The sequence below is a fragment of the Actinosynnema pretiosum genome (genome assembly GCF_002354875.1).
Taxonomy (GTDB): Bacteria; Actinomycetota; Actinomycetes; order Mycobacteriales; family Pseudonocardiaceae; genus Actinosynnema; species Actinosynnema auranticum.
Map to the genome: position 1 here is coordinate 7901460 of NZ_CP023445.1, position 18162 is coordinate 7919621.

Genomic DNA, 18162 nt, shown 5'->3' on the forward strand with positions numbered 1-18162 from the left:
CCGTCCGGCTTGCTATCATTGATCCTGCCAAGGCCCCGTAGGCCGAGGAAGTGAGCACGGTCCCCGTCCGGACGGTCGGCGGCCGTGCTTCGCGCTTTTCAGGGCCAATCAGGCAGCACGACGGTCTTCGCGATCAGAGGTCGTGCCCTGTGCGCCCAATCACCACCCGCTCCAGCGCACCACGCGGCGACGTCCGCGATCCACAGCAACTGCTCCTGCGTGCTGACCATGTGCTCGTAGACCACCTCTGAGTAGCTGGGCCGCTTGCCCAGCGCGGCCCGGATCGTCTGGGCGTCGTGCAGGTTCCGCTCCTCCCTGCTGTCCAGGACCAGACGGCGCAACCGCATGTCGAGCAGGTCGTCGAGCATCCTGACCAGGCACGCCTGCCTGGCGCGCTCTTCACTGTCCGCACAGTCCCGCTGGTAGACGTGGACGACGGGACCGCACTCGACCAGCTTCGAGAGCACCGCCTTGCGCCGCTCCGGCTTCTCCTTCTTGAAGTGCAGTTCCCGCTGTCCCGCGAATAGCAGTCCCCTGAGCAACTTGCGCAGGACGGCGACCTCACCGGGGTCGATCACTGCGGCGGCCAGGAAGTACGTGTCGCGCCGACGGCTCTCGTCGACAAAAGCGTGCAAGCTCACCGGAGCGTTATCGGCACTATCGAGTGAGCCCTCGATCAAGCCCACCCGAACGTGTGTTCGTCCGTTCGCCGTCGGCGGAGTCGCTGGCCCGTGCGGCTCGGGCGCGAGCAAGGTGGCCCCATGCGGATACTGGTGCTCGGGGGGACGGTGTTCCTCGGTCGCGCGGTCGCGGCCGAAGCCGTGCGGCGGCGGCACGAGGTGGTGTGCGCGGCGCGCGGGGTCTCCGGGGGTGTGCCCGGCGGGGCCTCGCTCGTCGAGGTCGACCGGGCGGTCGGGCTCGGGGGGCTCGCGGGCGAGCGGTTCGACGCGGTGGTGGACGTCGCGCGGTCCGTGGGGTGGGTGCGGGAGGCCCTGCGGGTGCTCGGCGACGACGCCGGGCACTGGACCTTCGTCTCCACCGGGTCCGTCTACGCCGACCCGTCGTCGTCCACGAGCACCGAGCTGCTGGAGCCCGTCGAGGACGACCCGGACGCGCCCGTCACGCCCGAGCGGTACGGGGCGTTGAAGGTCGCCGCCGAGAACGCCGTGCGCGACGCGCTGGAGGACCGGGCGTTCGTGGTGCGCGCGGGCCTGATCACCGGGCCCGGCGACCTCAGCGACCGGTTCGGCTACTGGCCCGCCCGGATGTCCCTCGGCGGCCGGGTGGTCGTGCCCGACGCGCCGGAGCAGCCCGTGCAGCACGTGGACGTGCGCGACCTCGCCGCCTGGGTCGTGGACGCGGCCGAGCAGCGGATCACCGGCACCTACGACGGGGTCGGTCCGGCCGAGCCGCTGAGCCTGCTGCTCGGCGAGGTCGCGGGCGCGGTGGCGCCCTCCGGGACCGAGCTGGTGCGGGCGCCGGTGGACGTGCTCGACCGGCACGGCGTGCAGCCGTGGGCCGGGCCGCGCTCGCTGCCGCTGTGGCTGCCCGAGGGGTTCGAGGCGATGATGTTCCGCAACCCCCGGCCCGCCCTCGAAGCCGGGCTGCGGGTGCGGCCGGTGTCCGAGACGGCCGTGGACGCGCTGGCGCACGAGCGGGAGCTCGGGCTCGACCGGCCGCGCCGGGCCGGGCTGGACGCCGCCACCGAGGAGGCGCTGCTCGACGAGCTGGGCTGACCGGCGCGCCGGGCAGGCCGCGCGGCTCCGGGGGTAGAACGGGGAGCAGGGGGCACCGACCTAGGAGAACCGCGTGAGGATCACCCACTTCGGCCAGTCCTGCCTGCTCGTGGAGGCGGGCGGGGCTCGCCTGCTGTTCGACCCCGGCGCCTACTCGGCCGGGTTCGAGCGGCTCACCGGGCTGGACGCGGTGCTGGTCACCCACCAGCACCCCGACCACCTCGACCCGGCGCGGCTGCCCGCGCTGCTCGCGGCCAACCCCGGCGCGACCCTGGTGCTCGACCCCGGTTCCGCCGCGCAGCACCCGGACCTGGGCGCGACGACCGCCGAACCCGGCGCGGAGCTGGAGCTGGGCGGCGCGCGCGTGCGGGTGCTGGCCGCGGCGCACGAGGAGGTCCACCCCGCGATCCCGCTGCCGCCGAACGTCGGCTACCTGGTCGACGGCTTCTACCACCCCGGCGACTCGCTCGCCCTGCCCGGCGAGCCCGTGGACGTGCTGGGCCTGCCCGCCGCCGCCCCGTGGCTGAAGCTGTCCGAGGCGGCCGACTTCCTGGCCGCGATCGCCCCGCGCGTCGCGGTGCCGATCCACCAGGCCGTGCTCGCGGACCCGACCCTGCACCACACCGTGCTCACGTCCACGGCCCCCGCCGGGACGTCGGTGGTGGTGCTAGCGCCGGGTGAGCCGACCGAGGTCTGACCCGGTCATCAGGTCGGCGTAGGTCGTCGGGTCGGCGCCGTGGGCCAGCACGACGTCCACGGCGCCGAGCACCGCGCCGCGCAGCCCCGGCAGGTCGGCCGCGTCGACGCCGATCCGCACCACCCCGCCCCGGCGCAGCGCGGCGGCCAGCCCCTTGGGGCCGCCACCGCGCACCCGGCTCTCCACGTGCCGGCCGGTGCGCAGGTCCCGCACGCCCGCGAGGTCGGCGCACACCGCGAACCGGTGCCTGGCCAGCGCGAGCAGCGCGCCGGGCGAGACCACCCAGGACGGCGGCGCGAACACGTCGGTGGCCAGGCCGTGCCGGGCGAACGCGGCGCGGGCCGCCACCAGCCGCAGCCCGGCCTCGTGCGCGGGCAGCACCGCGAACTCCGCGCGCCTGCGCAGCGCGAACGGGTCGTCGCGGTGGTCGAACCCGTGCTGGACGAGCGCGTCGCCCCCGTCCAGCCGCGACCGCACCCAGTCCAGCGCCTCGCCCCGCCGGACGTGCGCAGGCGCGAGGAGCAACGACAGCGGAACACCCCGGCGGTCCAGCTCACCGGCCAGTTCCGAGCTCGGCCCCACCGACGCGGACCCGATCCCCGACAGCGACACCACCAGGCGCGCGACCATGCCCACCAGTGCGCCGCACGGGCGTGTACTGCGCACCACGGCGGGGTGAAGGCGGGATGCGGATTCCGCGAAACCCGGGGGGAGAGGGCCGGGAACAGCTCCGGCGCGGCCCCGGAGAACCGGGCCCGCGCCGGGGCGCTCAGCGGGGGAGGCTCAGGCCGAGGGCCAGTCCGCGAAGGACAGCCCGGTGATCCGCTCGTACGCCTCGACGTACCGGGCGCGGGTCGCGGCCACCACCTCGTCGGGCAGCGCGGGCGGCGGCGCGTCCGACTTGCGGTCCCAGCCGGACTCGGCCGAGGTCAGCCAGTCGCGCACGTACTGCTTGTCGAACGAGGGCTGCACCCGGCCTGCCTCGTAGGAGTCGGCGGGCCAGTAGCGGGACGAGTCCGGGGTGAGCACCTCGTCGGCCAGCACCAGCGCCCCGGCGCGGTCGACGCCGAACTCGAACTTGGTGTCCGCCAGGACCACGCCGCGGCTGCGCGCGTGCTCGCGGGCCGCCGAGTACACCTGGAGGGTCCGCGCGCGCAGCTCCTCGGCCAGCGCGCCGCCCACGACGGACTCGACGTGCTCGAAGCTCACGTTCTCGTCGTGCGCGCCGAGCTCGGCCTTGGTGGCAGGCGTGAAGATCGGCTCGGCCAGCTCGGAGGCCTCGACGAGCCCCTCGGGCAGCGGCACGCCGCACACCGACCCGGTCTCCCGGTACTCGACCATGCCGGAACCGGTGAGGTAGCCGCGCGCGACGCACTCGACCTGCACCATGTCCAGCCGCTTCACCAGCAGCGCCCGGCCTGCGACCTCGGCCGGGATGCGCGGGTCGTCCCAGGCGACGAGGTGGTTCGGCGCCAGGTCGGCGAGCTTGTCGAACCAGAACACGCTCATCGCCGTGAGCACCCGCCCCTTGTCGGGGATGGGCGTGCTCAGGACGTGGTCGTAGGCGGAGATCCGGTCGGACGCGACGAACAGCAGGAGTTCGTCGTCCACGGCGTGGACCGAGCGGACCTTGCCGGTGGCGATCACGGGGTAGTCGGCGAGCTGCGGCACGCGGAGCAGCGTACTTGTCCCAGCAGGTGAGCGATCCGCCCGGTACGGGGGATGATGACCGCCATGCGCTACCCCGCCCTGCTGATCGCCGCCGCCGCGATCGCCGCCGCCTCCGCGTGCGCCCCCGTCGACCAGTCCGCCCCCGCGCCCTCCGGCTCCTCGGGCCCGGCCTCCTGCAAGAAGGAGGACCTGACCACCCTGACGGCGGGCAAGCTGACCGTGGGCACCGACCAGCCCGCGTACGAGCCGTGGTTCTCCGACGACGACCCGGCCAGCGGCAAGGGCTTCGAGTCCGCCGTCGCGTACGCGCTGGCCGAGGAGCTCGGCTACGCCAAGTCCGACGTGGAGTGGGTGCGGGTGCCGTTCAACGCGGCGATCCAGCCCGGCGCGAAGACCTACGACCTGGATCTGAACCAGTTCTCCATCACCGAGGAGCGCAAGCAGGCCGTGGACTTCTCCGCGCCCTACTACGACGTGGCGCAGGCCGTCGTGGCGCTCGACAGCTCCCCTGCGGCGTCGGTGACGACGCTGGAGGCGCTGCGCGGCGTGAAGATCGGCGCGCAGGTCGGCACCACCTCGTACGACGCGGCGCAGCGGCTCCAGCCCTCGGAGCAGGTGTCGGTCTACAACACCAACGACGACGCCAAGGCCGCGCTGCGCGCCGGGCAGGTCCAAGCGCTGGTGGTGGACCTGCCGACCGCGTTCTACATCACCTCGGCCGAGCTGGACGACGCGAAGATCGTCGGGCAGGTCCCGGCCGGTGACGGCAAGCCGGAGCAGTTCGGCGCCGTGCTGGACAAGGGCAGCCCGCTGACCAACTGCGTGTCGCAGGCGGTCGAGGCGCTGCGCTCCAGGGGCGCGCTCGACGCGCTGGCCCAGGAGTGGCTGTCCAGCGCGGGCAACGCGCCCGTCCTGAAGTGAGCGATCCGCTGGTGGCCGGCCCCGAGGGGGGTCGGCCGCTCCCGGTGAGCGAGCTGCACCGGGAGCGGCTGGCGTACCGGCGCTCGCGGGCCAGGCGGTCGACGGCCGTCGCGCTGGCGTCGACCCTGGTGTTCGCCGCGGCGGCCTGGTTCACGGTGACCGGGGCGCCCGGCTGGCCCAGGGTGCGGGAGTCGTTCCTCAGCGCGGAGGTGGCGTGGGACGCGCTGCCCGCCGTGCTGGACGGGCTGTGGCTGAACCTGCGCGTGCTGCTGGTGTGCGCGGCGTGCGTGCTGGTGCTGGCGGTGCTGCTGGCCGGGCTGCGCACGCTGCGCGGGCCGGTGTGGTTCCCGCTGCGGGCGCTGGCCACCGGGTACGTGGACCTGTTCCGGGGGCTGCCGCTGATCATCCTGCTGTACCTGGTCGGGTTCGGGCTGCCCGCGCTGCGGCTGGGCGGGGTGCCGACGGACCCGGTGGTGCTGGGCGGGATCGCGCTGGTGCTGACGTACAGCGCGTACGTGGCCGAGGTGTTCCGGGCGGGCATCGAGTCGGTCCACCCGTCGCAGATCGCGGCGGCCCGCTCGCTGGGGCTGGACCACCGCAGGACGCTGCGGCTGGTGGTGCTGCCGCAGGCGGTGCGGCGGGTGACGCCCGCGCTGCTCAACGACTTCGTGGCGCTGCAGAAGGACTGCGGGCTGATCTCGGTGCTCGGCGCGGTGGACGCGGTGCGGGCGGCGCAGATCGTGCAGGCCAAGACGTTCAACTTCACCCCGTACGTGGTCGCGGCGCTGCTGTTCGTGCTGCTGGCGATCCCGTCGGGGCGGCTGGCCGACGCGGTGGCGCGGCGGGCGGCCGAGCGGCAGGGGGCGCGATGAGCGGGCCGGTGGCCGGGCAGCCCGTGCTGGGGCTGCGGAACGTGGTGAAGGAGTACGGCGGGCGGCGGGTGCTCGACGGGATCGACCTGGACGTGGCCGAGCACGAGGTCGTGGTGCTGATCGGCTCGTCCGGCTCGGGCAAGTCGACGCTGCTGCGCTGCGCGAACCTGCTGGAGGACCTGGACGACGGGCAGGTGCTGCTCGACGGCGAGGACGTCTCGGACCCGAGGGTCGACGCGGACGTGGCGCGGCGGCGGATGGGCGTGGTGTTCCAGTCCTACAACCTGTTCCCGCACATGTCGGTGCTGGACAACGTGACGCTCGCGTCGCGGGTGGTGCACCGGGCGCCGCGCGCGCGGGCCGAGGAGCGCGCCCGCGAGCTGCTGGCGCGGGTCGGGCTGGCCGACCGGGCGGGGTCCTACCCGGACCGGTTGTCGGGCGGGCAGCAGCAGCGGGTGGCGATCGCCAGGGCGCTGGCGCACGGGCCGAGGCTGCTGCTGCTGGACGAGATCACCAGCGCGCTGGACCCGGAGCTGGTGGGCGAGGTGCTCGGGCTGGTGCGGGAGCTGGCGGCGCAGGGCACGACGATCCTGATGGCCACGCACGAGATGGGCTTCGCCAGGCAGGTCGCCGACCGGGTGTGCTTCCTGGACGGGGGCAGGCTGCTGGAGTCGGGGCCGCCCGCGCAGGTGCTCGGCGAGCCGGAGCACGAGCGGACCAGGTTGTTCCTGCGGCGGATCGTGGACGCGGGGCGGCTGTAGCGCGGGTGGTGGGGCGCGCCGGGGGCGCGTCCCGCCCTCGGGCGCGGCGCGCCGCCGTTAGACCGATCGGGATACGCCGCTTGGAGCAGCGGGTCGCCACCCCTAGTGTGCTCGTCGTGGTGGACCGGAGAGCACTCCCGCGCGCTGCGGCGCTGACCGGAGCGGCGCTGCTCGCGCTGCTCACCGCCTGCGGCTCGCCGCAGGCCGCGCCCGCGCCTGCCGCGACCACGACGACGGCCAAGCCCGCGCCGACGACGGTGCTGGTGCCGCAGGTGGACATCTCGGTGCGGCCCGCGCCGACCGCGGCGAGGCCGACCGCGGCGGGCACGACCACCCCGCCGCCACCACCCGCGCCGACCACGACGGCCCCGCCGCCCGCCAGCGCGCCCGCGCCCACGACGACGACCAGCGCGCGCGAGGACACCCGGCGGTACGACCAGATCGCGCTGGGCGGGTTCCCGTGCGCGGAGGTCGGGACGACGGCGGTGGACCCGACCGGCCGCAGGCTGGTGTGCCAGGCCGGTCCGCGCGGCTGGCTGCGCTGGGAGGGCTGAGCGCGGGACCGCCCGACCGGGGAGGTCCCCGGCCGGGCGGTGTCAGGTCGTGCGGGCGCTCGGGCAGTCCAAGCGCTCAGGCGCTCAGAGGATCGGCGCGGGCGCGTAGTCGGCGGCGCCGGGGTGCTTGTCCAGCAGCGCGGCCACCGCCTCGGCGACCCTGGCGACCTGGTCCTCGGCCACCCCGGTGAACGAGAGCCGGTCGGCCAGCAGCGCGTCCAGCCCGGCCCGGTCCAGCGGGACCCGCTCGTCGGCGGCCAGCCGGTCCAGCAGGTCGTTCTCGGCCAGTCCCTGCTCGCGCATGGCCAGCGCGACCGCGACCGCGTTCTCCTTGATCGCCTCGTGGGCCCTCTCCCGGCCGACGCCCGCGCGCACCGACGCCATCAGCACCTTCGTGGTGGCCAGGAACGGCAGGTAGCGGTCCAGCTCGCGCTGCACCACCGCCGGGTAGGCGCCGAACTCGTCCAGCACGGTCAGGAACGTCTCCAGCAGGCCGTCCAGCGCGAAGAACGCGTCGGGCAGCGCGACGCGGCGCACCACCGAGCACGACACGTCGCCCTCGTTCCACTGGTCGCCCGCCAGCTCGCCGACCATGGACAGGTAGCCGCGCAGCACCACGGCCAGGCCGTTGACGCGCTCGCACGAGCGGGTGTTCATCTTGTGCGGCATGGCGCTGGAGCCGACCTGGCCGGGCTTGAAGCCCTCGGTGACCAGCTCGTGGCCCGCCATCAGCCGGATGGTCTTGGCCAGCGACGACGGGGCGGCGGCCACCTGCACGAGGCTGGAGAGCACGTCGAAGTCGAGCGAGCGCGGGTAGACCTGGCCGACGCTGGTGAACAGCCGCTCGAACCCGAGGTGCCGGGCGACGGCGCTCTCCAGGTCGGCGAGCCGCTCGCGGTCGCCGCCGAGCAGGTCGAGCATGTCCTGGGCGGTGCCGACCGGGCCCTTGACGCCGCGCAGCGGGTAGCGGGCGATCAGCTCGTCGACCCGCTGGAACGCGACGAGCAGCTCGTCGGCGGCGGTGGCGAAGCGCTTGCCGAGGGTGGTGGCCTGGGCGGCCACGTTGTGCGAGCGGCCCGCCATGACCAGGCCGGTGTGCTCGGCGGCGAGCCCGGCCAGGCGCGCCAGCACGGCGGCCACCCGGCCCCGCACGTGCTCCAGGGAGCGCAGCACCTGGAGCTGCTCGACGTTCTCGGTCAGGTCGCGCGAGGTCATGCCCTTGTGCACGTGCTCGTGACCGGCGAGGGCGTTGAACTCCTCGATGCGGGCCTTCACGTCGTGCCTGGTCACGCGCTCGCGGTCGGCGATGGAGGCCAGGTCGACCTGCTCCAGCACGCGCTCGTAGTCGGCGACGGCGTCCTCGGGCACCTCGACGCCCAGCTCGGCCTGCGCCCGGAGCACGGCCAGCCACAGCTGCCGTTCCAGGACGATCTTGTGCTCGGCCGACCAGAGCCGGACCAGGTCCGCTGACGCGTAGCGACCTGCGAGGACGTTCGAGATGCGGGGCTTGCTCACGCGGTCAGGATAGTCAGCCCGCGGTGATCTTGAGGTTCCCGTCCGTGGCGATGCCGTGCATGGCGTCGTAGCTGCCCGTGTCGAGCGGGGGCTGATCGGGCGCGACGGGGTCGTAGACGAAGTTCCGGACGCGCACGACCGTGCCGTCCGCCCGGTGGTGGGTGATCGCGAGGCCGGACGGGACGCCCTCGGCGGCGTAGACGTCGGCGACGTCGACGGTGGTGCCGTCCGGCAGGGTGCTCGTGGCCCGGCAGCTCAGGTGCTCGCCCGAGCACGACCGGGCCAGCGGGGAGTCCTTGCCGCCGACGTCGACGCGCAGCAGCCCGGCGCGGTCCGCCGTCCCGTACGGGACGAGGACGCCCGCCAGGCCCAGCTCAGTGCCCAGCTGGGCGTAGGTGTCCTCGACGACCTTGGGCTTGCCCACGGTCAGCGTCCCGTAGTGGGGGTAGACGGACTCGAAGTAGTAGGCGATCCAGGCCCCCGGGTAGCTGTACCCCTCGAGCTCCTCGAAGCCGGGGGGCACGTCGGACGTCCCGGTGGGGGACGGCTCCGCCGAGACCGCGCCGGGGTCCGCGGTCCCGGTGACGATCAGGCCCGACGCGGCCGAGTCCACCGCGCCGGAGCGCAGCCGGTCGAGCACCAGCGGCACCGACAGGGCCGTCACCAGCAGCAGCGCCGTGGTCGTGCCGACGGCGGCCAGCGCGCGCCTGCGCTTGCGCCGCTGCCTGCCCTTCCTGATCAGCGCGTCGGCGTCGAAGTCCAGCGGGGGCTCGTCGCCCAGCGCGGCGAGCAACCCCTCCCGCAGTTCAGCCTCGCTCATGACGCAACCACCCGCCCCTCCACCGCTTCCACGGCCGCGCGCAGCGCGACCAGCCCACGAGCCGTCTGGCTCTTGACCGTCCCCTCGGTGCACCCCATCGCGACGGCCACCTCGCTCACCGGCAGGTCCTCGAAGTACCTCAGCACGAGGACCGCCCGCTGTCTCGGCGGCACGCGCAGCAGGCCCGCGTGCACCAGGTCCCTCGCCCACAACCGCTCCCCCGCCAGGTCGGGGTCGGCTGCCGCGTCCGCGACCTCCGGGAGCTCCCCGTCCCGCTGCTCGGCCCTGCGCCACGGTCGGCGCCGCTCGTCCAGCCAGGTGCGCAGCAGGACCTTGCGGGCGTAGGCGTTGGCGTTGTCGCGCCACTCGACCCGGTGCCACGCCTGGTAGAGCTTGAGCAGGGTGGCCTGCATCAGGTCCTCCGCCGTGTGCCAGTCGCCGCAGAACAGGTAGGCGGTGCGCCGCAGCGCGCCCGCCTGCCGCTCGGCGAAGTCGCGGAACGCCTGCTCGTCCGCCTTGCCCATCAGAAGTCCCCTTCCGCCCCTCCCCTGGGACTACACGCGCGGGGGGTCAGCGGGGTTGCAGGGCGCGGGAGAGCATCTTCCTCGCGACGCCCCTGGGGTCCGGGTCGACCTCGATGAGGGCGTTGACGACGGTCCCGTCGACGAGGGCGATCAGCTCCTCGACGCGCTCGGGCCCGACCCGCCTGCCCGCTCGGGCGAAGATGTCGAGGATGAGGGCGTGCAGCGCGCTCTTCTGCCGGTGCATGAGCGGGCGCAGGTAGGGGCGGCGGCCGGTGGCGATGAGGCGCTCGTAGCGCAGCACGACGGCCTCGGCGTCGTGCTCGCCGCCCGGTGGGCCGAGCAGGAGCTCCAGGACGAGGTCGGTGACGGTCTCGCCGTCGCAGTCGTCGGGGTCGAGCTCGTCCAGCCGGGCCTTGCCGCGCGCCAGCTCCAGGTCGCCGTGGTGCTCCAGCGCGGCGGTGACCAGGTCGTCGATCGAGTCGAAGTAGTAGGTGGTGGAGGCCAGCGGCAGGCCCGCGCGCTCGGCGACGGCCCGGTGGCGCAGCGCGGCGAACCCGCCCTCCACGAGCAGCTCCGCGGCGGCCTCCACCAGCGCCTGGCGGCGGCGGACGCCCTTGGGTGTCGCGGCGGCTGTCATTCGGGGGAAGGTACCCGGCGGCGGGTCGCCGGTGGGACGCGCCCGCCGCGCCGGTTCACCGCCCGGCCGCGATCGCCTGGGCCAGCCCTGGCAGGTCGGCGGCGTAGGGGGCGGTGGTGGCGCCCGCCGCGGGTTCGCTCAGGACGTGGACGCTCTCCCCGGAGGCGGTGGTGGCCACGGCCTCGCGGCGCAGGTCGGTGGCCAGGCTCGCGCGCACCCCGGCGGGGACCAGCACGACGGACACCGTCGCGTAGTCGGCGCCCGCCCTGACCAGGTAGCTCGCGCCGCGCGCGCCCGCCGGGCAGCCGGTGACCCCGGTGGGCACGAGGTCGCGGGCGACCGGGAGTTCGCCGGCGAGGGCGACAGCGAGCTCCCGGTCGGCCGCTCCGCACCCGCTGGGGGTGCCGCCGACCGTGGGGTCGGCGCTCCCCGGTGGTTCGTCCCCCTGCTCGGACGGGTCACCGGGGATGCTCTTGGGGGGTTGGCCGCCGGTGGGCTCCCCCGCTTCGCCGCGCGGGCCGTCCTCGGTGCCCAGCACGCGGGGTTCGGCGGTGGCGGCCTCCATGTCCAGGGTCGCGGGCGCCTGGCTCTCCAGCGCCGACGAGGCCCGCTCGGGGCCGCCGACCGGCAGCAGCCCGCCCGCCGCGACACCGCCCGCGAGCAGCACGACGGCCAGCGTCGACCCGGCGGCGAGCGCGGAGCGCCTGCGCAGGGTGGCCCGCTTGGACGCCGAGCGCACCGAGTCCAGGTCGAACGCGGGCGCCGGGGCCCCGTCAGCCGCGTCGCGGAACGCCTCCGCGAGCTTCCGCTCGTCCACTACCCCCACCTCCCGTTCCCGTTCCTGCCGTTCCCGTTCAGGACGCCGACCTCAGGTCGTCGAGCGCGTCGCCCAGCGCGTCGCGCAGCGCCGTGAGACCCCGCGCGGTCTGGCTCTTGACGGTGCCCTCGGTGCAGCCCAGCGCCTCGGCGGCGGCCGTGACGTCCAGGCCCTCCAGGAACCGCAGCACGAGCACCGCCCGCTGCCTCGGCGGCACCCGCTTGAGCCCCGCGACGAGCGCCTCCCTGGTGACCACCGACTCGGCGACCTCGTCGGTGGAGGGCCGCTCGGGGACCGCGTCCACGAACCGCTCCCGCCGCCACGGCCGCCGGGACTCGTCGATCACCGCGCGCACCACGCAGCGGCGGACGTAGGCGTCGAGCGCGCCCCTGTCCCGGATCTTGCGCCACTTGCGGTGCAGCGCGACGAACGCGGTCTGGGCGAGGTCGTCCGCCCGGTGCCAGTCACCGCACAGCAGGAACGCCGTTCGGCGCACGGCCTCCCGGCGAGCCGCGAAGTACTCCGCGAACTCCTGCTCGTCGTGCTGGTCCACGCGGACGCTCTCCGCTCGTCGTGCTTGCGCCTACCGGACGGAACCGGGGCACCTGGTGGTTGCACGGCTCGCGCGGGAGACGTGCGTCACCTCCATCGTGGTACCGAGGAGGCCGTCGGGACAGGGCTTGCCCGGTGTGATGTGATCCTTTCGTGACCCAGCTCGCACCGATCGACCTCCGCTCGGACACCGTGACGCAGCCCGACGAGAAGATGCGCCTGGCCATGTCGGCCGCCGAAGTGGGCGACGACGTGCTCGACCAGGACCCCACGATGCGCAGACTGGAGGAGCGGGTCGCGGACCTGCTCGGCGTGGACGCGGCGCTGTGGGTGCCGTCCGGGTCCATGGGGAACCTGATCGCGCTGATGGCGCACCTGCGGCGGGGCGACCGGTTCCTGGCCGCGCGGGGCGCGCACGTGCTGGACGCCGAGCTGGGCACCGCGGCGTGGCTCGCGGGCGGAATGCCTCACCCGTTGGAGTGGGATGTTGCCCCCGGACGGGTCACGGCCGAGTCGGTGCGCGCCGCCGCGGGCTCGCCCGGCCCCTACTACACGCTGACCTCGCGGCTGCTGTGCCTGGAGAACACGCACAACGCGGCGGGCGGGACCGTGACGCCGCCGGACGAGCACGCGCTGCTCGTGTCGGCGGCCCGCGACATCGGCCTGCGGGTGCACCTGGACGGGGCGCGGCTGTGGAACGCGGCGGTGCGGCTGGGGCTGCCGCCTGCGGCGCTGACCGTGGGCGTGGACACCGTGCAGGTGTGCCTGAGCAAGGGCCTGGGCGCGCCGGTCGGGTCGGTGGTCGCCGGGACCACCACGTTCGTGCAGGAGGCGCGGCGGCTGCGCAAGATGCTGGGCGGCGGGGTGCGGCAGGGCGGGGTGCTGGCCGCCGCCGGTCTGATCGGGCTGGACCGGATCGACGACCTGGAGGCCGACCACGTGAACGCGAAGGCGCTCGCGGACGGGCTGGTCGAGCTGGGCTGGGACGTGGTGGAGCCGGAGACCAACATCGTGCTCGCCGAGGTCCCCGACCTGGAGGTGACCCTCAGCGGCCTGCGGCACCTGGGGGTGCACGCCAGCACGATGTCGGGCAAGGTCCGGTTCGTGACCCACCGCGACGTGGGCGCCGAGGCCGTCGCCGAGGCCCTGCGCCGCATCTCCTCGGCGAGCTGACGCCGTGCGCTGGATCGTGTTCGACTACGGCGAGGTCATCAGCCACCCGAGCGAGGAACTGCCCCGGCTGGCCGCGCTGCTCGGCGTCGCCGACGTGGGCGAGGCGTACTGGCGGCACCGGGACGCCTACGACCGGGGGCTGCCCGACGAGGCGTACTGGGCGCGCGTGGGGGCCGACCTGGGCGTCGACGTGGGGCCGGAGCTGGCCGGGCGGCTGGCCGAGGTCGACCGGGCGGGGTGGATGCGGCCGTCCGAGGAGAGCGTGGCGCTGATCGGGGAGCTGGCCGCGGCCGGGGTCCCGCTGGCGCTGCTGTCCAACGCGGCGTCGTCGTTCGGGCGGGCCGTGGAGCGGCAGGCGTGGACCCGGCACTTCCGGCACCTGGTGTTCTCCGGGGACCTGGGCGTGATCAAGCCGGACCCGGAGGTGTGGCGGCTGCTCGCGGAGCGGCTGGGCGCGGAGCCGGGGGACTGCGTGTTCCTGGACGACCGGCAGGTCAACGTGGACGGCGCGGTGGCGGCCGGGATGTCGGGGCTGCTGTGGCGCGGGGTGGCCGACGCGCGGGAGCGGCTGGTGGGGCTGGGCGTGCTGTAGGCGCGTCCGGCGGTGTGGTCGCGGATGCCTCCGGCGGTGTGGTCGCGGGCGCGCGGGGATGACCTGCGGAACCTCGTTTCCGCAGGTCAGCTCACGTCGGCGCGGCGCGCTACCGGGTGTTGGACTTGATCGCCCCGTAGGCGGCGAGGCCGAGGAAGACCGTGCCGCCGATCAGCACGAGCCAGAACACGCCCTTGAGCAGGGCGCCGAGCACGGCGAGCACCAGCCAGAGGGCCAGCAGCACCGCGATGATCCTGAGCATGCCCGTTCAACGCGCGGGCGGGGCCTGGGGTTCCAGCCAGTCCCCGATCCGGCGCAGCGCCTCCTCGACGTCCTCGCGGGACGAGGCGAACGAGAAGCGCACGTGCTCGTGGCCGAGCACGGGGTCGAAGTCCGCGCCGGGCACGATCGCCACGCCCGTGTCGTCGAGCAGCCTGCGGCAGAACGCCGTCGAGTCGTCGGTGAGGTGGCTGACGTCGGCGTAGGCGTAGAACGCGCCGTCCGCCGGGGCCACGCGGGTGATGCCGAGGTCGGCCAGGCCCTTGAGCAGCAGGTCGCGGTTCACCCGGTAGCCCTCGACCAGGCCCGCCATCTCGGCGCGGGACTCGGGGGTGAACGCGGCGACGGCGGCGTGCTGCGGCAGCGCGGGCGGGCACAGGGTGAAGTTGCCGGTCAGCCGGTCGGCGGCGGCCCGCAGGTCCGGCGGCATGAGCGCCCAGCCCAGGCGCCAGCCGGTCATCGCGAACGCCTTGGAGAAGGAGTTGACCACGACCGCGTCGCGGGAGGTCTCCCAGGCGGAGCTGAGCGGCGCGCCGAAGCTGATGCCGTGGTAGATCTCGTCGCTGACCAGCCGCACGCCGCGCTCGGCGCACCAGCCGGTGAGGGCGGCCAGCTCCGGCGCGGCCAGCACCGTGCCGGTGGGGTTCGCGGGGCTGGCCAGCACCAGGCCCTTCAGGTCCAGGCCCTCCAGCATGTCGACCGCGGGCTGGAAGCGGGTGTCCGGGCCGCACTGGAGCTCCACGACCTCGCAGCCGAGCGCGCGCAGGATGTTGCGGTAGGCCGGGTAGCCGGGGCGGGCCAGCGCGACCCGGTCGCCGGGGTCGAACGCGGCGAGGAACGCCAGCAGGAACGCGCCCGAGGAGCCGGTGGTGACGACGACGTCGTCCGGGGAGACGGCCAGGCCGTGCTCGTGGTCGTAGTGGCCCGCGATGGCCTCGCGCAGCTCCGGGATGCCCAGCTGCTCGGTGTAGCCGAGGGGCTGCTCGACCAGGGCGCGGCGGGCGGCCTCCAGCACCGGGGTCGGGGCGCGGCCCGACGGCTGGCCCGCCGCGAGGGAGACCACGTCCCCCTTGGCGCGCTGCCGCTCGGCCGCGGCGGACAGCACCTCCATCACGCGGAACGGGGGGACGGCCGACCTGGTGGAGACACCGAGCATGGCGACAACCTACGCGAGGCCGCTGAGCAGCGCGGCTGCGCGGGCGAGCAGCACGTCGGCGTGGACGGGGCCGTGGAAGTCGACGACGTCCCCGGCGCGGCGCCTGCGGCCGTCCTGGTCGAGCGCGGCGGCCCCGATGCGACCGCTCAGCCCAGGGGCGCCGATCCGGCCGCGGTCGTGCGCGGGGAGCAGGGCGGCCAGCGCGGCGGGCAGGTCGGGGGAGGGCAGCTCGACGAGGGTGACCGAGCGGTCGGCGAGGACGGCGCGGAGCGCGCCGGGGCCGGACGGGGCGGCGAGGGCGCGCACGGCGGTGCTGCCGTAGCCCAGGCGCAGGTCGACCGAGCGGGGCGGGGCGGCGAGCAGCGCGCAGGCGCCCGCCAGCCACGGGTCGAGGGCGGTGGCGCGGGCCAGGCCGGCCGCGACCAGGTCGGACCAGGGGGCCGGGGGTCCCGGCACGTGCAGGACGAGCGGCATCGCGCCGAGGTCGAGGCTGCGCCAGGCGGTCAGGAAGGCCGGGGCCGCGAGCGTCGCCGCGGTCACCGGTGGGTGGATCGACACGACGGAGGACGCGGTGGGGCGGGGCGGGGTTCCACGCGGCGGGCCCGGACGCGCCCGAGGCCGCCCGCGCGGGTGCGGGGGCGGCCTCGGGGCGTGCCGGTCAGACCTCCTGGAGCAGCTCCCAGACGCACCCGGCGAGGCGGGTGTTGTCGATCGGGGTGATCGTGCTCCAGTCGCGGCCGTCCGAGCTGGGGCGCACCAGGTGCAGGTAGCGGCCGGACGGGGTGTCGTGCCAGGCGACGACGCGCTTGGCCCTGGTCGTGGGCTCGCCGCGCTTGGCGGCGCGCTCGGCGCCGAACTGGCCGCGCGTGCCCATGCCCTCGCACATGGCGGCCAGCTCCTGGGCCTCGTGCAGCGGGACGCCCTGCCGCTCCAGCTCGGTGATGAGCCGCTCGGCGCTGGGGCCCGCCTTGGTGGAGGCGGTGCGGAGCACGTCGTTGGGCAGGCTGATGGAACGGCCGCGCCCGGCGGGCATCTCGCCCGCCACCGACACGGCGGCCTCGGCCAGGGCGGTGGCGCGGGACGGGATGAGCCACACCTCGTCGCCGTCGACCACGCCCAGCACCGCGTCGTCCCCGGCGGACGCGGCGAGGCCCTTGATCTTGCGGCCGTCGACCCAGATCCAGATGTCCACGCAGGCCTGCGGGTTGGCCAGCAGCGAGAACGCGTCGGCCAGCTCGGGGCTGACCCGCTGCCGGGACGCGAGGTCGCGGCGCTCCAGCGACTCCCACGCCGAGCGCACGAGCTCGGCGCGCTCGGTGTGGGTGATGCCGGGGCTGGGGACGTCGAGGGCGACGTTGCGCCTGGGGAGCCTCTCGGCCTCCCAGGCGACGTCGAACTCCAGGGTGGACAGCACCGCGGTGCCGGGAGCGGTCACCTCGCCTCGGGTTCGTCGCCGATGACGGACTGCACGACCATGCGCTCGTCGCCGAAGACGTCGTCCGAGTCCACCCCGTACTTGCGGATGTGCTCGCCGTCCTCCTCGTCGGGGCCGCCCTTGGCGGAGGCGGCGGGCTGCATCATCGACGCCGCCCCGGCCTTGCCCGCGAGGGCGCCCTTGCCCGCGGCGCCGCGCGCGAGGCGCTCGTCGCCGTCGATCGCGCCGATCGTGGCGGACACGCCCGCGGACTTGCCGGTGACCGGGCCGGAGTTCTTGACGCCCGCGGCCTTGGCGGCGTCCCCGGTGAGCGCGCCCGCGCCACCGGCGCCACCCGCGCCCCCGCGCACGACCTGCCCGCCGCGGGCGGTGCTGGCCGCGACCCCGAGCCCGGCGGCGCCCGCCAGCCCGAGCCCCAGCCCGAGCCCGAAGTTGGACCCGCCGGGCAGCTTGCCGAGCAGCGAGCCGCCACCACCGGCGCCGGGCGTGCCGAGTCCGGGGATCACCGGCGCGATGCCGGTCGACCCGCCACCGGGCAGCTGCGGCGAGAGCCCGCCGCCGCCGGCGCCGGGCGTGCCGACGAGCCCGCCGCCGGGCAGACCGGGGAACCCGGTGACCGAGCCGCCGCCGACGGCGCCGGGCGCCCCGACCAGCCCGCCGGGCGCCGAACCACCGACGGCGAGACCGCCGGGGGCGCCGGAGAACTGCTGCACGGAGGGCATGGCGGTGGCGGCGCTGGAGACGGCGGTGACGTCGTAGGTGGGGGGCTTGTTCATGGACTGGTACTGCCCGAGCGCGTCCTGGCTCGCCGACTGGTACTGCTCGAACCCCCGGATGGCGGTCTCGCGGGCGGCCTGGGTGGCCTTGACCTCGGCGGCGTGGTCGGTCTCGTAGCCGAAGAACCCGGCGGCGTTGTCGAGGAAGCCGTTCTCGGTGGCGCCCCGGAGGGTCTGGGACTCGGGGAGGTTGTTGCGGGTGTCGCTGTAGGTGTCGCCCTGGGCGGCGGTGGCCTGGGAGTTCTGCTGCCCGGCCTCACTGCCCTGGCCCGCGCCCTCGGCTTGGACGGTGAGCGCCTTGCCCGCGCCATCACCGGCGAGGCCCTTCCAGTCGATCTGGAGCTTGGCCAGCTCCTGGGCGAGGATGCTGTCGGTCTCCTCGAGCTGGATGGCCAGATCGCGCAGCGCGGTTGACGCGCGGGAGAACTGCCCAGCGATGTTGCCGCCCCGGAAGTTGTCGATCATCTCGGCGAGCGCGTTGTTGTCGTACCCCTGAACGCGGATGTCACCGACTTGCGTCTCAGCAGCCATGTCCTAATCCCCTCACCTCAAGGACGGCGGTGTGGCGAGGACCATTCCGGTGCCTGTCGCCGCCTTCCGGCACAGCTCTTCCTGTGTTCCCCCGTCGTCGACGGGGAGGCAGTCCACGTGTGGGCGCCGCTCGTCCGCGACGC

At 75.0% G+C, this 18162-nt stretch carries 22 protein-coding genes; 8 read left to right on the forward strand and 14 right to left on the reverse strand.

Annotated features, from left to right (window positions below; all coding sequences use genetic code 11):
- Positions 1 to 98: 98 nt before the first annotated feature.
- Positions 99 to 641 (reverse strand): hypothetical protein, encoded by a 543-nt coding sequence (locus tag CNX65_RS34000; protein WP_096498132.1) that lies wholly within the window; start codon positions 639 to 641, stop codon positions 99 to 101.
- A 120-nt stretch (positions 642 to 761) separates the two neighbouring features.
- On the opposite strand from CNX65_RS34000, the gene CNX65_RS34005 reads away from it, so the two are divergent.
- Entirely contained in the window at positions 762 to 1736 is a 975-nt protein-coding gene (locus CNX65_RS34005; protein ID WP_096497357.1) for an NAD-dependent epimerase/dehydratase family protein, read from the forward strand.
- A 73-nt stretch (positions 1737 to 1809) separates the two neighbouring features.
- The gene (locus CNX65_RS34010; protein ID WP_096497358.1) at positions 1810 to 2433 is read left to right on the forward strand and encodes an MBL fold metallo-hydrolase; all 624 of its coding nucleotides are present in this window, start codon (positions 1810 to 1812) and stop codon (positions 2431 to 2433) included.
- Here the strand turns inward: CNX65_RS34010 and CNX65_RS34015 are convergent.
- Together CNX65_RS34015 and CNX65_RS34020 are read right to left on the reverse strand one after the other, a co-directional pair.
- Positions 2404 to 3099, reverse strand: a complete 696-nt coding sequence (locus CNX65_RS34015; protein ID WP_309142034.1) for a DUF2334 domain-containing protein — start codon at positions 3097 to 3099, stop codon at positions 2404 to 2406. The genes CNX65_RS34010 and CNX65_RS34015 overlap by 30 nt on opposite strands.
- 117 nt (positions 3100 to 3216) lie before the next feature.
- On the reverse strand, positions 3217 to 4104 hold the full coding sequence (locus CNX65_RS34020) for a phosphoribosylaminoimidazolesuccinocarboxamide synthase (protein ID WP_096497359.1): 888 nt from the start codon (positions 4102 to 4104) through the stop codon (positions 3217 to 3219).
- Between the two features lie 63 nt (positions 4105 to 4167).
- Between CNX65_RS34020 and CNX65_RS34025 the strand changes: the two genes are divergently transcribed.
- From CNX65_RS34025 to CNX65_RS34040, 4 genes are all read left to right on the forward strand, one after another.
- Positions 4168 to 5025, forward strand: a complete 858-nt coding sequence (locus CNX65_RS34025; protein WP_096498134.1) for an ABC transporter substrate-binding protein — start codon at positions 4168 to 4170, stop codon at positions 5023 to 5025.
- 44 nt (positions 5026 to 5069) lie between these two features.
- Entirely contained in the window at positions 5070 to 5897 is an 828-nt protein-coding gene (locus CNX65_RS34030) for an amino acid ABC transporter permease (RefSeq protein ID WP_177154561.1), read from the forward strand.
- On the forward strand, positions 5894 to 6658 hold the full coding sequence (locus CNX65_RS34035) for an amino acid ABC transporter ATP-binding protein (protein ID WP_096497360.1): 765 nt from the start codon (positions 5894 to 5896) through the stop codon (positions 6656 to 6658). The genes CNX65_RS34030 and CNX65_RS34035 overlap by 4 nt, the downstream gene beginning before the upstream one ends.
- A 116-nt stretch (positions 6659 to 6774) precedes the next feature.
- Complete coding sequence (locus CNX65_RS34040) at positions 6775 to 7212, forward strand: hypothetical protein (protein WP_157767957.1); 438 nt, start codon at positions 6775 to 6777, stop codon at positions 7210 to 7212.
- A gap of 84 nt (positions 7213 to 7296) precedes the next feature.
- On the opposite strand, the gene purB is transcribed toward CNX65_RS34040, so the two are convergent.
- Genes purB through CNX65_RS34070 form a run of 6 tightly spaced genes read right to left on the reverse strand, consistent with a single transcriptional unit; the run spans position 7297 to position 12078 of the window.
- Positions 7297 to 8727: an adenylosuccinate lyase gene (gene purB / locus CNX65_RS34045; protein WP_096497362.1), complete on the reverse strand. Its 1431-nt coding sequence runs from the start codon at positions 8725 to 8727 to the stop codon at positions 7297 to 7299.
- Positions 8728 to 8740: 13 nt separating this feature from the next.
- A complete protein-coding gene (locus CNX65_RS34050) occupies positions 8741 to 9547 on the reverse strand; it encodes a hypothetical protein (RefSeq protein WP_096497363.1) in 807 nt (268 codons plus the stop codon).
- A complete protein-coding gene (locus tag CNX65_RS34055) occupies positions 9544 to 10071 on the reverse strand; it encodes an RNA polymerase sigma factor (RefSeq protein WP_096497364.1) in 528 nt (175 codons plus the stop codon). The genes CNX65_RS34050 and CNX65_RS34055 overlap by 4 nt, the downstream gene beginning before the upstream one ends.
- Before the next feature lie 46 nt (positions 10072 to 10117).
- On the reverse strand, positions 10118 to 10708 hold the full coding sequence (locus tag CNX65_RS34060) for a TetR/AcrR family transcriptional regulator (RefSeq protein WP_096497365.1): 591 nt from the start codon (positions 10706 to 10708) through the stop codon (positions 10118 to 10120).
- Positions 10709 to 10763: 55 nt separating this feature from the next.
- Positions 10764 to 11525: a hypothetical protein gene (locus CNX65_RS34065; RefSeq protein ID WP_096497366.1), complete on the reverse strand. Its 762-nt coding sequence runs from the start codon at positions 11523 to 11525 to the stop codon at positions 10764 to 10766.
- Between the two features lie 37 nt (positions 11526 to 11562).
- Entirely contained in the window at positions 11563 to 12078 is a 516-nt protein-coding gene (locus CNX65_RS34070; RefSeq protein WP_096497367.1) for a SigE family RNA polymerase sigma factor, read from the reverse strand.
- A 152-nt stretch (positions 12079 to 12230) separates the two neighbouring features.
- Here CNX65_RS34070 and CNX65_RS34075 point away from each other — a divergent pair, with 152 nt between their 5' ends.
- Together CNX65_RS34075 and CNX65_RS34080 are read left to right on the forward strand one after the other, a co-directional pair.
- A complete protein-coding gene (locus tag CNX65_RS34075) occupies positions 12231 to 13250 on the forward strand; it encodes a threonine aldolase family protein (protein WP_096497368.1) in 1020 nt (339 codons plus the stop codon).
- A gap of 4 nt (positions 13251 to 13254) precedes the next feature.
- Positions 13255 to 13842, forward strand: a complete 588-nt coding sequence (locus CNX65_RS34080) for an HAD family hydrolase (protein ID WP_096497369.1) — start codon at positions 13255 to 13257, stop codon at positions 13840 to 13842.
- Between the two features lie 109 nt (positions 13843 to 13951).
- On the opposite strand, the gene CNX65_RS36530 is transcribed toward CNX65_RS34080, so the two are convergent.
- The 5 genes from CNX65_RS36530 to CNX65_RS34100 form a co-directional block, all read right to left on the reverse strand.
- Complete coding sequence (locus CNX65_RS36530) at positions 13952 to 14104, reverse strand: hypothetical protein (protein ID WP_177154563.1); 153 nt, start codon at positions 14102 to 14104, stop codon at positions 13952 to 13954.
- A 6-nt stretch (positions 14105 to 14110) separates the two neighbouring features.
- The gene (locus CNX65_RS34085) at positions 14111 to 15277 is read right to left on the reverse strand and encodes a pyridoxal phosphate-dependent aminotransferase (RefSeq protein WP_096497370.1); all 1167 of its coding nucleotides are present in this window, start codon (positions 15275 to 15277) and stop codon (positions 14111 to 14113) included.
- Between the two features lie 9 nt (positions 15278 to 15286).
- A complete protein-coding gene (locus CNX65_RS34090; protein ID WP_096498136.1) occupies positions 15287 to 15817 on the reverse strand; it encodes an ESX secretion-associated protein EspG in 531 nt (176 codons plus the stop codon).
- 118 nt (positions 15818 to 15935) lie between these two features.
- Positions 15936 to 16712: an ESX secretion-associated protein EspG gene (locus tag CNX65_RS34095; RefSeq protein ID WP_096497371.1), complete on the reverse strand. Its 777-nt coding sequence runs from the start codon at positions 16710 to 16712 to the stop codon at positions 15936 to 15938.
- Complete coding sequence (locus tag CNX65_RS34100; protein ID WP_096497372.1) at positions 16709 to 18019, reverse strand: hypothetical protein; 1311 nt, start codon at positions 18017 to 18019, stop codon at positions 16709 to 16711. The genes CNX65_RS34095 and CNX65_RS34100 overlap by 4 nt, the downstream gene beginning before the upstream one ends.
- Positions 18020 to 18162: the final 143 nt, after the last annotated feature.

Excerpts from the sequence above, each read along its gene's own strand:
- CNX65_RS34035 (WP_096497360.1), top strand. The coding sequence starts at position 5,894 with ATGAGCGGGCCGGTGGCCGGGCAGCCCGTGCTGGGGCTGCGGAACGTG.
- CNX65_RS34100 (WP_096497372.1), bottom strand. The coding sequence starts at position 18,019 with ATGGCTGCTGAGACGCAAGTCGGTGACATCCGCGTTCAGGGGTACGAC.
- CNX65_RS34055 (WP_096497364.1), bottom strand. The coding sequence starts at position 10,071 with ATGGGCAAGGCGGACGAGCAGGCGTTCCGCGACTTCGCCGAGCGGCAG.
- CNX65_RS34085 (WP_096497370.1), bottom strand. The coding sequence starts at position 15,277 with ATGCTCGGTGTCTCCACCAGGTCGGCCGTCCCCCCGTTCCGCGTGATG.
- CNX65_RS34050 (WP_096497363.1), bottom strand. The coding sequence starts at position 9,547 with ATGAGCGAGGCTGAACTGCGGGAGGGGTTGCTCGCCGCGCTGGGCGAC.
- CNX65_RS34025 (WP_096498134.1), top strand. The coding sequence starts at position 4,168 with ATGCGCTACCCCGCCCTGCTGATCGCCGCCGCCGCGATCGCCGCCGCC.
- CNX65_RS34005 (WP_096497357.1), top strand. The coding sequence starts at position 762 with ATGCGGATACTGGTGCTCGGGGGGACGGTGTTCCTCGGTCGCGCGGTC.
- CNX65_RS34060 (WP_096497365.1), bottom strand. The coding sequence starts at position 10,708 with ATGACAGCCGCCGCGACACCCAAGGGCGTCCGCCGCCGCCAGGCGCTG.
- CNX65_RS36530 (WP_177154563.1), bottom strand. The coding sequence starts at position 14,104 with ATGCTCAGGATCATCGCGGTGCTGCTGGCCCTCTGGCTGGTGCTCGCC.